Source organism: Aromatoleum tolulyticum (assembly GCF_900156155.1).
Classification (GTDB): domain Bacteria; phylum Pseudomonadota; class Gammaproteobacteria; order Burkholderiales; family Rhodocyclaceae; genus Aromatoleum; species Aromatoleum tolulyticum.
In genome coordinates this window covers 25,373-39,349 of the sequence record NZ_FTMD01000009.1, presented here as the reverse complement: position 1 = coordinate 39,349, position 13,977 = coordinate 25,373, and the positions used below count along the sequence as shown (strand labels likewise).

The window sequence follows — 13,977 nt, the reverse complement described above, 5'->3', positions numbered from 1 at the left end:
GAGACAACATGAATACACAACAAGCCGTACTGAGCGGGTTCGCCGTGGATAGCGAACAGCGACTCGTGCGTCGCGCCGCCGCCGGAAGCTTCATCGGCAATTTCGTCGAATGGTTCGACTACGCGGCCTATGGCTATCTCGCCACCATCATCGCCGCGGTGTTCTTTCCCAGCGAGGACCGTGCGACGGCATTGATGTCGACCTTCGCCGTGTTCGCGATCTCGTTCTTTGTGCGCCCGATCGGAGGGGTGATCTGGGGTCACATCGGCGACCGTATCGGTCGTCGCGATGCCCTTTCGCTGTCAATCCTGATCATGTCGGGGTCGACTTTCCTCATAGCCTTTCTGCCCAGTTACGAGATGGTCGGCATCTGGGCACCGGTTCTCCTGTTAGTCGTCCGCCTGGTGCAGGGGTTTTCGGCGTCGGGTGAATACGCCGGCGCTTCGGCCTTCATCGCGGAGTACGCACCGCCGAAGAAGCGTGGCCTGTACACCAGCCTGGTCCCCGCCAGCACGGCGGCTGGGCTTCTGTTCGGCTCGCTGCTCATCGCGTGGATGCATACGGTGCTGACGACCGAGGAAATGCATTCGTGGGGCTGGCGCCTGCCTTTCCTGCTCGCCGCGCCTTTCGGCCTGGTCGGCCGCTGGATCCGCTCCAACCTCGAGGACACGCCGGCGTTCCGCGCGATGGAATCGAAGCACGCGCACAAGGAAGCTGCGCCGATCGGACTGCTGCTTACCCGCTACCGCCGGACGGTGCTCGTCGCGCTCGGCGTTTCCAGCTTGAACGCTGTCGGTTTCTATGTGCTGCTGTCGTACATGCCGACCTACCTCAGCACGGAGCAGGGGCTGAGCGAGGCGGCGTCCTTCCGGGCAGCGACGATCTCGCTGACGGCCTACATCGGGTTCATCTTCCTGATGGGCAAGCTATCCGACATGTTCGGGCGCAAGACGATGCTGGTCTTCGCGTCGGTGAGTTTCATGGCCATGAGCGTCACGCTGTTCGAGGCGCTGCCGGGGGCCAGTTTCGAGATGATGCTGGCCATCCAGATCATGTTCGGGCTCTTGCTCGCGATGAACGACGGCACGCTCGCGTGCTTCCTCGCCGAGAGCTTCCCGACCACGGTGCGCTACAGCGGCTTCGCGTTGAGCTTCAACCTTGCGAACACGCTTTTCGGCGGCACCGCCCCGTTCGTCTGCACGTGGCTGATCAAGAACACCGGCAACCCGTTCGCGCCGGCCTGGTACCTGGTCGGCGCCGCGGTCGTGTCGCTGGTCGCGATCCTCGCAACGCGCGCGCACTCGGGCGAGGACTTCATCGAAGCGAGAAGCTGAGCGGGAATCGCGTCGCTGCCGGAGAAGCACAGGTCGCAGGCCGGCAAGCGACGCGCAGGCCGACTGCCTATGTACGATCCACGTCACCGGCCCGGCGCCGGTGACGCCCCAGTCCCACAGAGACCCCAGCCATGAAATTCATCACCGCTTCCTCCGCCGCATCGCCGGCCGGACCGTATTCCCCGGCCGTGCAGGCCGGCAACCTGCTCTTCGTCTCGGGACAGATCCCGCTCGCCGCCGACGGGTCGGTCGCCGGCGAGGACATCACGACGCAGACCCGCCAAGTGTTTGCGAACCTCGAAGCGATCCTTGCGCAAGCGGATGCCGGCCTCGCGCACGTCGTCAAGACGACCGTGTTCCTGAAGGATCTCGGCGACTTCGCCGATATGAACGCGGTGTACGCCGAGGCCTTCGGCGAGCACCGCCCGGCGCGCTCGACGGTGCAGGTCGCGAAGCTGCCGCGCGACGTGCGCGTCGAAATCGAGGCGATTGCCGTCTTGGGCTGATCGGCGGCCGACGAACAGGTTGCGCTCGTCGTTATTGCTGGCACCCGTCACGTAGCCGTCGGCATGCACCACATTGACCAAGTAACGGTTCGCGCCCTTCGAGGTGCCGGTCCAGTCGCCACCGTCGGTCGGATAGAAGCCGACTTGGATATCCACCGGGCCGGACTTGTACTGGAACTTCGCGCCCAGGTTGTGGACATCTTCCAGTCCGACTCCGGCGGTTGCGCAGTGTTGTGACAGGTGTATTTACAGTTTCCCTCCTACCTACTTCTCCGGCAGGGTCTGCGCTACCGCGAGCAGATCGGCGAGCGTCGTGTCGGGCAGCGTGATCAGCGAGATCATCGGGATGCCGGGCTGGCCGAAGCGGGCCTTGTGCATGAACTCCCACGGATTCTCGCGCGCGATGGTGCCGACGTATTCCGGGGTCTCGGGCGTCTTGAAGTTCAGCGTCTTGCCGTCGAAACCGTGGCACACCGCGCAGATGGTCTGGTAGGTCGGCGCGCCGCGGCCCGGTTCGCCGCGCGACTTCCGCGTCGCCCGATCGATGTGCTGGTCCATGTCGATCTGCCCGAGGCTCACGAAGAGCGCCAGTTTCTCCATCTCGCCGCGGCCGATCATCGCCTCCGTATAGCGGTGATTGTCATCGCTGATGATCTTGAGGATCGCCTTCGGATCGGCGCCGACCATCGCGCGCAGGCCCTTGATGCCGGTGTAGTGGGAGCCCTTGCCGTAGGCCCCGTCTGCGCCCTTGTAGTCCCAGCCGTGGCACTCCTTGCAGCGCCAGGTCGCCTCGCCCTTCTGCTTGCCGCTGGCGGGATAGGCCGGATGCGTCTCGGCCGGCAGTTCCTTGCCGAGCACCTTGCCCCAGTTGTCGTAGAGTTGCCCGCCGCGCGCGATGTCCCACACCTGGCTGCGCGCTTGCTCCGAATCGGCCGAGGTGGTCATTGGTACGACCAGCACGACTGTGGCCGCCAGGCCGCGCATGATGCCTACGGCGAGTCCTGATGGATGTCGCTTCATATTCCCCTCCATTGGGTATGGTCATGATGCAAACGGCACACGTCGCTAATCATTTCTAGCACGCGGACCGGTGGGAGGACAGAAGCGTGTCCGGACGATGAGCGACCGGATCCAGGGACTGTCCGAATGGGCTGGGGCGCGACATCATCCCCGTGGACTTTGGCATTGACGACGTTCGTGCCGTTGCACGGCAGCTCGCCGCTTGTTTGTGCACAAGACGCGCGAGTCCTTCCCGCCGGTCCGTATCAAGCAAACGCGTGACGGATACAGGCAAAAGCGTCGCGGCCTAACTTCCTAACATCTCCTCCCATGAAGCCGCCATCCGTTGCGGCCGCTGTCGGCGACGACAGTCCCAACCAGAGGAGACACGCTGCATGTTCGCAATGACCGACCGTATTGCCGATTTCGACGACGAGCTGAAGGCTGCGATGGATGGCGAGTTCGAGCGCCAGGAGTCGCACATCGAGCTGATCGCCTCCGAGAACTACACCAGCCCGCGCGTGCTCGAGGCACAGGGCAGCGTGCTCACCAACAAGTACGCCGAGGGCTACCCGGCGAAACGCTACTACGGCGGCTGTGAGCACGTGGATGTGGTCGAGCAGCTCGCGATCGACCGCGCGAAACTCCTCTTCGGCGCGGACTACGCCAATGTGCAGCCGCACTCGGGCTCGCAGGCGAACGCCGCGGTGTACATGGCGCTCCTGGAGCCGCACGACACGGTGCTGGGCATGAGCCTCGCGCACGGCGGCCACCTCACGCACGGCGCCAAGGTGAACTTCTCCGGCAAGCTCTACAACGCGGTGCAGTACGGCCTCGACGAGGCGACCGGCGAGATCGACTACGCCCAGGTCGAGGCGCTCGCGCGCGAGCACAAGCCCAGGATGATCGTCGCGGGCTTCTCCGCCTACTCGCGCGTGGTCGACTGGAAGCGCTTCCGCGACATCGCCGACCAGGTCGGCGCCAAGCTCTTCGTCGACATGGCCCACGTCGCGGGCTTGGTGGCCGCGGGCCTGTACCCCAACCCCATCCCCTTCGCCGACGTCGTCACCACCACCACCCACAAGACCCTGCGCGGCCCGCGCGGCGGCCTGATCCTCGCGCGTGCCAACGCGGAGCTCGAGAAGAAGCTCAACGCCGTGGTGTTCCCCGGCATCCAGGGCGGTCCGCTGATGCACGTCATCGCCGCCAAGGCCGTGGCGTTGAAGGAGGCGCTGCAGCCCGAGTTCCGCGCCTACCAGCAGCAGGTGGTGAAGAACGCCCGTGCGATGGCGGGCGTGTTCATCGAGCGCGGCTACAAGATCGTCTCGGGCGGCACCGATGATCACCTCTTCCTCGTCGATCTCGTCGCCAAGGGCCTCACCGGCAAGCAGGCCGACGCGGCGCTGGGCGCGGCGCACATCACGGTGAACAAGAACGCCGTGCCCAACGACCCGCAGTCGCCCTTCGTCACCAGCGGCATCCGCATCGGCACGCCCGCGATCACCACGCGCGGCTTCAAGGAGACGGAAGCGAAGGAACTCACGAACTGGATCTGCGACGTGCTCGACCACATCGACCGCGTTGACCAAATCGAGTCGGTGATCGCCGCGGTGCGCGAGAAGGCCCAGGCCTTGTGCGCGCGCTTCCCGGTCTATCCGGCCAGCCGCTGAGCGGCCACGGGAGCGACACGCCATGGCGATCAGCGTATTCGAGATGTTCAAGGTCGGGATCGGCCCGTCCAGTTCCCACACCGTGGGGCCCATGCGTGCCGCGCTGACCTTTGCGACCGGACTCAAGGAAGACGGCCTGCTGGCGCGCGTGCGCCGCGTCAAGGCCGAGCTCTACGGCTCGCTCGGCGCGACCGGCAAGGGCCACGGCAGCGACACGGCCGTGCTGCTCGGGCTCGAGGGCGAGGCGCCGGATCTCATCGACCCCGACACGGTCGCGGCGCGCCTCGCGCGCATCCGCGAGGCCAAGCGCCTGTCCTTGCTCGGCCTGCATCCGGTGGCCTATTGCGAGAAGACCGACCTCGTCTTCCTGCGCCGCCAGACGCTCCCGTTCCACCCCAACGGCCTGCGCCTGACGGCCTACGGCGAGGATGAGGTCGAGCTCGCGAGCCACGTGTATTACTCGGTCGGCGGCGGCTTCGTCGTGAACGAGGCGGCGGCCGGGGCGGACCGCATCGTCGAGGACCGCACCGAGCTGCCGTACCCCTTCCACAGCGCCGACCAGCTCCTCACCCAGTGCGCGGTGAACGAGCTCTCGATCAGCCAGCTGATGCTCGAGAACGAGAAGGCGTGGAGGAGCGAAGCCGAGACGAGGAACGGCCTGCTGCACATCTGGAAGGTGATGCAGGCCTGCGTGCGCCGCGGCTGCGAGATCGAAGGCACGCTCCCCGGCGGCATGAAGGTCAAGCGCCGCGCCGCGGCGATGCACCGCATGCTGTCCGCGGCGCCCGAAGCCTGCCTGCGCGACCCGCTCACGACGATGGACTGGGTGAACCTCTACGCGCTGGCGGTCAACGAGGAGAACGCCGCCGGCGGGCGCGTCGTCACCGCCCCCACGAACGGCGCGGCCGGGATCATCCCCGCGGTGCTGCACTACTACTACCGCTTCATCCCCGGCGCGACCGAGGACGGCGTCGTGCGCTTCCTCGCGACCGCCGCCGCGATCGGCATCCTCTTCAAGGAGAACGCCTCGATCTCGGGCGCCGAAGTCGGCTGCCAGGGCGAGGTCGGTGTGGCGTGCTCGATGGCCGCGGGCGCGCTCACCGAGGTGCTCGGCGGCACCCCCGAGCAGGTCGAGAACGCCGCCGAGATCGGCATGGAGCACAACCTCGGGCTCACCTGCGACCCGGTCGGCGGGCTGGTGCAGGTGCCGTGCATCGAGCGCAACGCGATGGGCTCGATCAAGGCGATCAACGCCGCGCGCATGGCGCTCCGGGGCGACGGCAAGCACTACGTGTCGCTCGACAAGGTGATCAAGACCATGCGCGACACGGGGCGCGACATGAAGGACAAGTACAAGGAAACCTCGCGCGGCGGGCTGGCCGTGAACGTCATCGAGTGCTGAAGATCAGGAGAACAGGGTCATGCAACATTACTCAGGATTCGGGCTCGTCAAGCACGCGCTCACCTACCACGAGAACTGGCAGCGCGCGTGGCGCAACCCGACGCCGAAGAAGAAGTACGACGTGATCGTCGTCGGCGGCGGCGGCCACGGGCTCGCCACCGCCTACTACCTCGCCAAGGAACACGGCATCACCAACGTCGCGGTGGTCGAGAAGGGGTGGCTGGGCGGGGGCAACACCGCGCGCAACACCACCATCGTGCGCTCGAACTACCTGTGGGACGAGGCCGCGTGGCTGTATGAGCACGCGATGAAGCTGTGGGAAGGGCTGTCGCAGGATCTGAACTACAACGTGATGTACTCCCAGCGCGGCGTCATGAACCTGGGGCACACCCTGCAGGACATGCGCGACATCCACCGGCGCGTGAACGCCAACCGCCTGAACGGCATCGACGGCGAGGTGCTCGACATCAAGCAGATTCAGGAGATCGTGCCGATCATGGACTGCTCGAAGCACACGCGCTACCCGATCATGGGCGCCTCGTGGCAGCCGCGCGGCGGCGTCGCCCGCCACGACGCGGTGGCCTGGGGCTTCGCCCGCGGCGCCGACGCGCTGGGCGTCGACATGCTGCAGCAGACCGAAGTCACCGGCATCCGCAAGAGCGGCAACAAGGTGCTCGGCGTCGAGACCACCCGCGGCTTCATCGCCGCCGACACGGTGGGCGTGGTCACCGCCGGCAACTCCGGCGTGCTCGCCAAGATGGCCGGCTTCCAGCTGCCGATCGAATCGCACCCGCTGCAGGCGCTGGTGTCCGAGCCGATGAAGCCCATCCTCGACACCGTCGTGATGTCGAACAAGGTGCACGGCTATGTGAGCCAGTCGGACAAGGGCGACCTCGTCATCGGCGCCGGCATCGACGGCTACAACGGCTACGGCCAGCGCGGCAGCTACTCGACCATCGAGCACACGCTGCAGGCGATCGTCGAACTCTTCCCGATGTTCTCGCGTGTGCGCATGAACCGCCAGTGGGGCGGCATCGTCGATACCTGCCCGGATGCGTGCCCGATCATCTCCGCGACCCCGGTCGGCGGCCTCTTCTTCAACTGCGGCTGGGGCACCGGCGGCTTCAAGGCGACCCCGGGCTCGGGCAACGTGTTCGCGGCGACGCTCGCCGCCGGCAAGCCGCACCCGCTCGCCGCCCCCTTCTCGATCGACCGCTTCATCAGCGGCAAACTCATCGACGAGCACGGCGCCGCAGGCGTCGCGCACTGACAGGAGCAGACCTCATGCTGCACATCTACTGCCCGCACTGCGCGGAATACCGCGAAGAGGAAGAGTTCCGCCCGAAGGGCGAGGCGCATATCGCGCGCCCGGTGGCGCCCGAAGCGGCGAGCGACGAGGAGTGGGGCACCTACCTCTTCTTCCGCAAGAACCCGCGCGGCCTGCACCACGAGCTGTGGTACCACGCCGCGGGCTGCCGCAAGTTCTTCAACGCCACGCGCGACACCGTGAGCTACCAGATCCTCGAAACCTACAAGGTCGGCCAGAAGCCTTCGGTGGTGGCCGGCCAATCGTCCAACAAGGGGGCGGCCAAATGAGCCAGCAGAACCGACTCGGCACGGGCGGGCGCATCGACCGCAGCCGTCCGCTGCGCTTCACCTTCAACGGCGTCGACTACCAGGGCTTCGCCGGCGACACGCTCGCGTCCGCCTTGCTCGCCAACGGCGTCGATGTCGTCAACCGCAGCTTCAAGTACTCGCGCCCGCGCGGCATCGTCGCGGCCGGCGCCGAGGAACCGAATGCGATCGTGCAGCTCGGCGCGAGCGAAGCCGCGCAGGTCCCGAACGTGCGCGCGACGCAACAGGCGCTCTACGGGGGGCTGGTGGCCGCGAGCACCAACGGCTGGCCCAACGTCGACCGCGACCTGATGGGCGTGATCGGCTCGGTCGGCGGCAAGTTCATGCCCCCGGGCTTCTACTACAAGACCTTCATGGCGCCCGCGTCGCTGTGGCCGAAGTACGAGAAGTACATCCGCAAGGCCGCGGGCCTCGGGCGCGTGCCGAAGGAAGCCGACCCCGACATCTACGACCACATCAACCGCCACTGCGACGTGCTGGTGATCGGCGCGGGCCCCGCGGGGCTGGCCGCAGCGCTCGCCGCGGCGCGCTCCGGCGCGCGCGTGATCCTGTGCGACGAGCAGGAAGAGATGGGCGGCTCGCTGCTCGACTCGCGCGAACTCGTCGACGGCCGGCCGGCTTCCGCCTGGGCCGCCGCGGTGCTCGCGGAGTTGGCGACCCTGCCCGAAGTGCTGGTGCTGCCGCGCACCACCGCCAACGGCTACCACGACCACAACTTCGTGACGCTGCACGAGCGTCGCACCGAACACCTCGCCGACCTCGCGCCGAGCCTCAACGGCCGCCGCCAGGTGCGTGCGCGCATGCACCGCGTGCGCGCCGGCGAAGTCATCCTCGCGACCGGCACGCACGAGCGTCCGCTGGTCTTCTCCAACAACGACGTGCCGGGCAACCTGGTGGCCGGGGCGGTATCGACCTACATCCGCCGCTACGCGGTCGTGCCGGGGCGCCGCCTGGTGCTGTCGACCGCCAACGACCACGCCTACCGCGCCGCGCTCGACTGGCATGACGCCGGGCGCGAGGTGGTGGCGATCGTCGATGCGCGCGAGCACCCCGAGGGCGATCTCGTCAATGAGGCACGTGCGCGCAACATCCGCATCATCCCCGGCTCCGCGGTGATCGAGGCGCAGGGCAAGAAGCGCGTGAGCGCGGTGCAGGTGGCGCGCATCGACATCGGCGGCTTCAAGGTCGCCGGCCGCGTCGAGACGCTCGCCTGCGACACGATCGCCACCTCCGGCGGCTACAGCCCGGTCGTGCATCTGGCGGCGCACACCGGCGCGCGCCCCGAGTGGCGCGACGACATTCTCGGCTTCGTCCCCGGCAAGGTGCCGGGCATGACCCCGGTGGGCGGCGTGCACGGCAAGGGCGCGCTCATCGAGGCGCTCGCCGACGGCGCCGCTGCGGGGACCGCCGCGGCGCAACGCACCGGTTTCACCGCCCCGGCAGTCGAGCTGCCCAAGGTCGCGAAGGTCCGCGAAGGCAAGGCCGCCGCGCTCTATCAGGTGCCGCACGTGAAACCCGCGATGCGCGCCCCGAAGCAGTTCGTCGATCCGCAGAACGACGTCACCGCGGCGGGCATCGAACTGGCCACGCGCGAAGGCTTCGAGTCGATCGAGCACGTCAAGCGCTACACCGGCATGGGCTTCGGCACCGATCAGGGCAAGCTCGGCAACATCAACGGCATGGCCATCGCGGCGCGCTGCCTCAAGCAGACGATCCCGCAGACCGGCACCACGGTGTTCCGCCCGAACTACACCCCGGTCACCTTCGGCGCCATCGCCGGGCGCAACTGCCGCGAGTTCTTCGACCCGCGCCGGTTCACCGCGCTGCACGCGTGGCACGTCGAGCACGGCGCGAAGTTCGAGGAAGTGGGGCAGTGGATGCGCCCGTGGTACTTCCCGCGCGGCAACGAATCCATGCATGAGGCGGTGCAGCGCGAATGCCGCGCCGTGCGCGAGAGCGTGGGCATCCTCGACGCCTCGACGCTCGGGAAGATCGAGATCCAGGGCAAGGACGCGCGCGAGTTCCTCAACCGCCTGTACACCAACGCCTGGACCAAGCTCGACGTCGGCAAGTGCCGCTACGGCCTCATGTGCAAGGACGACGGCATGGTGATGGACGACGGCGTCACCGCCTGCATCGCCGAGAACCACTTCCACATGACGACCACCACCGGCGGCGCGGCCGCCGTGCTCGACTGGATGGAGCTGTGGCACCAGACCGAATGGCCCGAGCTCGAGGTGTACTTCAACTCGGTGACCGACCACTGGGCGGCGATGGCGATCAACGGCCCGAATGCGCGCAAGCTCTTGGCCGAGCTCACCGACGACATCGACCTCTCGGGCGAGAACTTCAAGTTCATGGACTGGCGCGCAGGCACGGTCGCAGGGGTGCCGGCGCGCGTGTATCGCATCTCCTTCACCGGCGAGCTCTCGTTTGAAATCAACGTGCAGGCCAACCACGCGCTGCACGTGTGGCAGGCGCTGTTCGACAAGGGCGAGAAATACGGCCTCACCCCCTACGGCACCGAGACCATGCACGTGCTGCGTGCCGAGAAGGGCTTCATCATCGTCGGCCAGGAGACCGACGGCTCGATGACGCCCGAGGATCTCGGGATGCAGTGGTGCGTCGGCTACAAGAAGCCGTTCTCGTGGATCGGCCGGCGCGCGCTCACGCGCCCCGACACGAAGCGCGAGGACCGCAAGCAGCTCGTGGGCCTGAAGCCGCTCGACCCGCAGCTCGTGCTCGACGAGGGCGCGCAGATCGTGCTCGAGAAGGAGATCCGCATCCCGATGCCGATGGTCGGGCACGTCACCTCGAGCTACTTCAGCCCCACGCTGGGCCACGCCTTCGCGCTCGCCGTCGTCAAGGGCGGCAGCCAGCGCATGGGTCAAACCGTTTATCTGCCGATGGCCGACGGCCGGGTGCACGCGGCCGAGGTCGTGAGCCCGGTCTTCTACGACGCGGAAGGAGCACGCCAACATGTCTGATTACGCCCAAATGGAACTCAATCCGCGCGGCGCGGTGAAGTCGGAGTCGCCGCTCGCGATGACCCGCGCGCGCGTCGCGCAGGCGGCCTCGCCGCAGGAGGCGCGGGTGCTCATCTGCGAGAAGGCCTTCCTCGGCCACCTCGTGCTGCGCGGCAACGCCGATGACGAGGCGTTTCGCGCCGGCGTCGAGCGCGCGCTGGGCCTCGCGCTGCCGCTGGAGATGGGGCCGCTGTCCCTCGACGAGGCGCGCGGTATCAGCATCCAGTGGATGTCGCCCGACGAGTGGCTGCTCATCGTGCCGGCGGGGCAGGAGTTCGCCGCGGAAGCCGCGCTGCGCGGGCAACTCACCGGCCACTACGCGGTGATGAACGTGAGCGGCGGGCAGACGCTGCTCGAACTCAGCGGCCCGTGCGTGCGCGAGCTGCTGATGAAATGCACGCCCTACGACGTGCATCCGCGCCACTTCCCGGTGGGCAAGGGCGTCACGAGCGTGTTTGCGAAGAGCTCGGCCGTGATCCGGCGTGTCGGCGAGGCGCGCTGGGAGCTGGTGATCCGGCGCAGCTTCGCCGACTACCTCTATAGCTGGATTCTCGATGCGGCGGAGGAGTTCGGGGTGTTCGTCGCGTCGGGCGAGGCGGCCCGTTCTGCCGCCCGCGATGCCGCCCGCGAGCTGGCGACCGAGGCGAGGTGAAGGCGATGAGGCTCGATCGCATCGAAGCGCCGGCACCCGCGCGGCCGGGCCTCGCCGTCCCGGCCGCGGCGCCCGCAGAGCCGTGCGAGGACACCATCTTCCTGCGCGGCGTCCGCGTCGAGGCGCTGATCGGTGTGTACGAGCACGAACGCCACGCGCCCCAGCCGCTCGTGATCGACCTCGAACTGGGGCTGCAGCACGCGCGCTGCTGCGCCAGCGACGACCTGCGCGACGCGGTCGATTACGGCCAGGTGCTCGCGGCCGTGCGCCGCCTAGCGCAGGTGAACCGCGCGGTGCTTCTGGAAGCCTTCGCGCAGAACGTCGCCGATGCGCTGCTCGCGGGCTTCGAGCTCTCGTCGGTTGCGATCAGCGTGAGCAAACCGGCGATCTTCGACGCCGCCGATAGCGTCGGGGTTTCGATCCGGCGGCGTCGCGAGGCGTTGGCCGGGGCGTAAGCGCACCGAAAAGTGGCGCGAGAAACGGAATATGCAATCCATGAAAGGAGAAATGGACCGGTTTTCGTAATTGCGTAATTGGACGCATGCGTCATGCATGCCGGACGAACAAGACATCTATTCGGCACGTCGCAAGCCTTGCGCGCCTCGCGACGAGTTGTCGTCCCCGGTTCATCGTACCGCCCCAGGACACTGAAGCGGTTCACGATTTGCGCAGATTGTAATTAAATAAACCAGTTAAAACAGTGCATTGCGGTTTATATTCTGCATGTGGCATTTTTGGTTGCGGAATCGGCAGCGAGCTTCCGGATCGGCTGTGCAACGGTGTCCATTGCAGGAATCCGGAATTGGCGGCAATTGCGAGTCAATGAATTAGTTAAGCATTAAATATTGGTAATGCATGAAAAGCGGTGCTCCTAGAATCGTTCCATCGATTCTATACGGAGGCTTTCATGACGATTACCGGGCAGAAACAATCCGGCGTGATTCGGACGGCAGGACGCATTGCAGGCGAGATGCGTCATGGCTGATCCGCGGCAGGTCTATTCCGGAAAACGGCGCGTGACGCCGTCGGAGGCCTTTGTCGAAACGCTGGTCGCGCAGGGCGTGACCGATGTGTTCGGCATCGTCGGGTCGGCGTACATGGATGCGCACGACCTGTTCCCGCTGGCCGGCATCCGCTTCATCTCCACCGCGCACGAGCAGAACGCCGCCCACATGGCGGACGGGTATGCACGCGCCACCGGACGGCACGGCGTGTGCATCGCCCAGAACGGCCCGGGCGTCACGAACTTCGTCACCGCCATCGCCGCCGCCTACTGGGCGCATTCGCCGGTGGTCGCGATCACGCCTGAATCGGGCAGCCTGACGGCCGGACTCGGCGGCTTCCAGGAGACGGAGCAGCTGCCGCTGTTCTCGAAGATCACGAAGTGGCAGACGCACGTGAACAGCCCGTCGCGCATCGCCGAGCTGACCGGCCGCGCCTTCCATTACGCGCGGCACGAACGCGGGCCGACGCAGGTGAACATTCCGCGCGATTACTTCTACGGCGAGATCGAGACCGAGATTCCGCGTCCCTTCCCGGTGCGGCGCGGCGCGGGCGATGCCGAGGCGATCCGGCAGGCGGCGCAGCTCCTGGCGGAAGCGAAATCCCCGGTGATCGTCGCCGGCGGCGGCGTGGGCATGGCGGGCGGCGTGCAGGCGCTCACGGCGCTCGCCGAGCAGTTGACGGCCCCGGTGGTGAATTCCTACCTGCACAACGACAGCTTTCCGGCGAGCCATGAACTGGCGGCCGGGCCGTTGGGCTATCAGGGTTCCAAGGCGGCGATGAACCTGATCGCGCGGGCCGACGTCGTGCTGGCGATCGGCACGCGCCTCGGGCCGTTCGGCACGCTGCCCCAGTACGGCCTCGACTACTGGCCGGCCAACGCCAGGATCATCCAGGTGGATGCCGACCTGCGCGTGATCGGCCTCGTCCGTCCGGTGGCGCTCGGCATCCACGGCGATGCGAAGGCGGCGGCGGAAGCGATCCTGGCGGAGCTGCGCGCACGGCAGGGTGAGCGCGCGCGCGACGAGGCGCGGCTGGACATCATCCGCGGCGTGAAGGGGGCGTGGGAGCGCGAGCTGGCGAGCCTTGCGGGCGCGAACGAAGCAGGCCGCGTCGATCCCCGCCGTGCGCTGGCCGAATTGGCGAAGGCACGGCCGCGCAACGCGATGGTGGCGACCGACATCGGCAACGTGTGCTCGGTCTCCAACAGCTACCTGCAGTTCGACGAACCCAACTCCTTTTTTGCCGCAATGAGCTTCGGCAACTGCGGCTACGCCTTTCCCACGGCGATCGGCGCCAAGGTCGGGCGGCCCGACCGCCCGTCGATCGCCTATGTCGGCGACGGCGCGTGGGGGATGAGCCTTGCCGAGGTGTTGACCTGCGTGCGCGAAAACATCCCGGTCGTCGCGGTCGTCTTCGACAACGGCCAGTGGGGCGCGGAGAAGCGCAACCAGATCGACTACTTCGACAGCCGCTTCCTCGGCACCGATCTGCAGAACCCGAACTTCGCCGACGTGGCGCGGGCGATGGGCGCGAACGGCCTGACCGTGGAGCACGAGGACCAGGTCGGCAGCGCGCTGCGCGAGGCGATCGACAGCCAGCGTCCGACGGTGATCAACCTGCGGCTGACGCAGGCCCTGGGCGACCCCTTCCGGCGCGACGCATTCAAGCCTCCGCACCGCCTGCTGGACAAGTACGCCGCATACAGCGCGCGGGGCTGAACGACCCGCAGCAAGACATTTCGCAAACTG

At 67.2% G+C, this 13,977-nt stretch carries 11 protein-coding genes; 10 read left to right on the top strand and 1 reads right to left on the bottom strand.

The genetic code is table 11. From position 1 onward, the window contains the following. Window positions 1–8: 8 nt before the first annotated feature. Window positions 9–1,334: an MFS transporter gene (locus tag BW991_RS14195; RefSeq protein WP_076602770.1), complete on the top strand. Its 1,326-nt coding sequence runs from the start codon at window positions 9–11 to the stop codon at window positions 1,332–1,334. A gap of 131 nt (window positions 1,335–1,465) precedes the next feature. Continuing rightward, window positions 1,466–1,840, top strand: a complete 375-nt coding sequence (locus tag BW991_RS14190) for a RidA family protein (protein WP_076602769.1) — start codon at window positions 1,466–1,468, stop codon at window positions 1,838–1,840. A gap of 264 nt (window positions 1,841–2,104) precedes the next feature. Here BW991_RS14190 and BW991_RS14185 read toward each other — a convergent pair whose 3' ends face one another. Next, window positions 2,105–2,860, bottom strand: a complete 756-nt coding sequence (locus BW991_RS14185; RefSeq protein ID WP_139335943.1) for a cytochrome c family protein — start codon at window positions 2,858–2,860, stop codon at window positions 2,105–2,107. Window positions 2,861–3,234: 374 nt separating this feature from the next. Between BW991_RS14185 and glyA the strand changes: the two genes are divergently transcribed. From glyA to xsc, 8 genes are all read left to right on the top strand, one after another. Then, complete coding sequence (gene glyA, locus BW991_RS14180) at window positions 3,235–4,509, top strand: serine hydroxymethyltransferase (RefSeq protein ID WP_076602767.1); 1,275 nt, start codon at window positions 3,235–3,237, stop codon at window positions 4,507–4,509. Window positions 4,510–4,531: 22 nt separating this feature from the next. After that, window positions 4,532–5,911, top strand: a complete 1,380-nt coding sequence (locus BW991_RS14175; RefSeq protein WP_076602766.1) for an L-serine ammonia-lyase — start codon at window positions 4,532–4,534, stop codon at window positions 5,909–5,911. A gap of 19 nt (window positions 5,912–5,930) precedes the next feature. Beyond that, window positions 5,931–7,181 (top strand): sarcosine oxidase subunit beta family protein, encoded by a 1,251-nt coding sequence (locus BW991_RS14170; protein ID WP_076602765.1) that lies wholly within the window; start codon window positions 5,931–5,933, stop codon window positions 7,179–7,181. A gap of 14 nt (window positions 7,182–7,195) precedes the next feature. Then, on the top strand, window positions 7,196–7,507 hold the full coding sequence (locus BW991_RS14165) for a sarcosine oxidase subunit delta (protein ID WP_076602764.1): 312 nt from the start codon (window positions 7,196–7,198) through the stop codon (window positions 7,505–7,507). Continuing rightward, the gene (locus tag BW991_RS14160) at window positions 7,504–10,533 is read left to right on the top strand and encodes a sarcosine oxidase subunit alpha family protein (RefSeq protein WP_076602763.1); all 3,030 of its coding nucleotides are present in this window, start codon (window positions 7,504–7,506) and stop codon (window positions 10,531–10,533) included. Before BW991_RS14165 ends, BW991_RS14160 begins: the two co-directional genes overlap by 4 nt. Further along, on the top strand, window positions 10,526–11,224 hold the full coding sequence (locus BW991_RS14155) for a sarcosine oxidase subunit gamma (RefSeq protein ID WP_244551697.1): 699 nt from the start codon (window positions 10,526–10,528) through the stop codon (window positions 11,222–11,224). The genes BW991_RS14160 and BW991_RS14155 overlap by 8 nt, the downstream gene beginning before the upstream one ends. Before the next feature lie 5 nt (window positions 11,225–11,229). Beyond that, entirely contained in the window at window positions 11,230–11,679 is a 450-nt protein-coding gene (gene folB, locus BW991_RS14150; protein WP_076602941.1) for a dihydroneopterin aldolase, read from the top strand. 522 nt (window positions 11,680–12,201) lie between these two features. Beyond that, window positions 12,202–13,947, top strand: a complete 1,746-nt coding sequence (gene xsc / locus BW991_RS14145) for a sulfoacetaldehyde acetyltransferase (RefSeq protein ID WP_076602761.1) — start codon at window positions 12,202–12,204, stop codon at window positions 13,945–13,947. Window positions 13,948–13,977: the final 30 nt, after the last annotated feature.

Bases quoted from the DNA above. Each gene is read 5' to 3' on its own strand.
- BW991_RS14195 (WP_076602770.1), top strand. From the start codon at position 9: ATGAATACACAACAAGCCGTACTGAGCGGGTTCGCCGTGGATAGCGAA.
- BW991_RS14190 (WP_076602769.1), top strand. From the start codon at position 1,466: ATGAAATTCATCACCGCTTCCTCCGCCGCATCGCCGGCCGGACCGTAT.
- BW991_RS14185 (WP_139335943.1), bottom strand. From the start codon at position 2,860: ATGAAGCGACATCCATCAGGACTCGCCGTAGGCATCATGCGCGGCCTG.
- glyA (WP_076602767.1), top strand. From the start codon at position 3,235: ATGTTCGCAATGACCGACCGTATTGCCGATTTCGACGACGAGCTGAAG.
- BW991_RS14175 (WP_076602766.1), top strand. From the start codon at position 4,532: ATGGCGATCAGCGTATTCGAGATGTTCAAGGTCGGGATCGGCCCGTCC.
- BW991_RS14170 (WP_076602765.1), top strand. From the start codon at position 5,931: ATGCAACATTACTCAGGATTCGGGCTCGTCAAGCACGCGCTCACCTAC.
- BW991_RS14165 (WP_076602764.1), top strand. From the start codon at position 7,196: ATGCTGCACATCTACTGCCCGCACTGCGCGGAATACCGCGAAGAGGAA.
- BW991_RS14160 (WP_076602763.1), top strand. From the start codon at position 7,504: ATGAGCCAGCAGAACCGACTCGGCACGGGCGGGCGCATCGACCGCAGC.
- BW991_RS14155 (WP_244551697.1), top strand. From the start codon at position 10,526: ATGTCTGATTACGCCCAAATGGAACTCAATCCGCGCGGCGCGGTGAAG.
- folB (WP_076602941.1), top strand. From the start codon at position 11,230: ATGAGGCTCGATCGCATCGAAGCGCCGGCACCCGCGCGGCCGGGCCTC.
- xsc (WP_076602761.1), top strand. From the start codon at position 12,202: ATGGCTGATCCGCGGCAGGTCTATTCCGGAAAACGGCGCGTGACGCCG.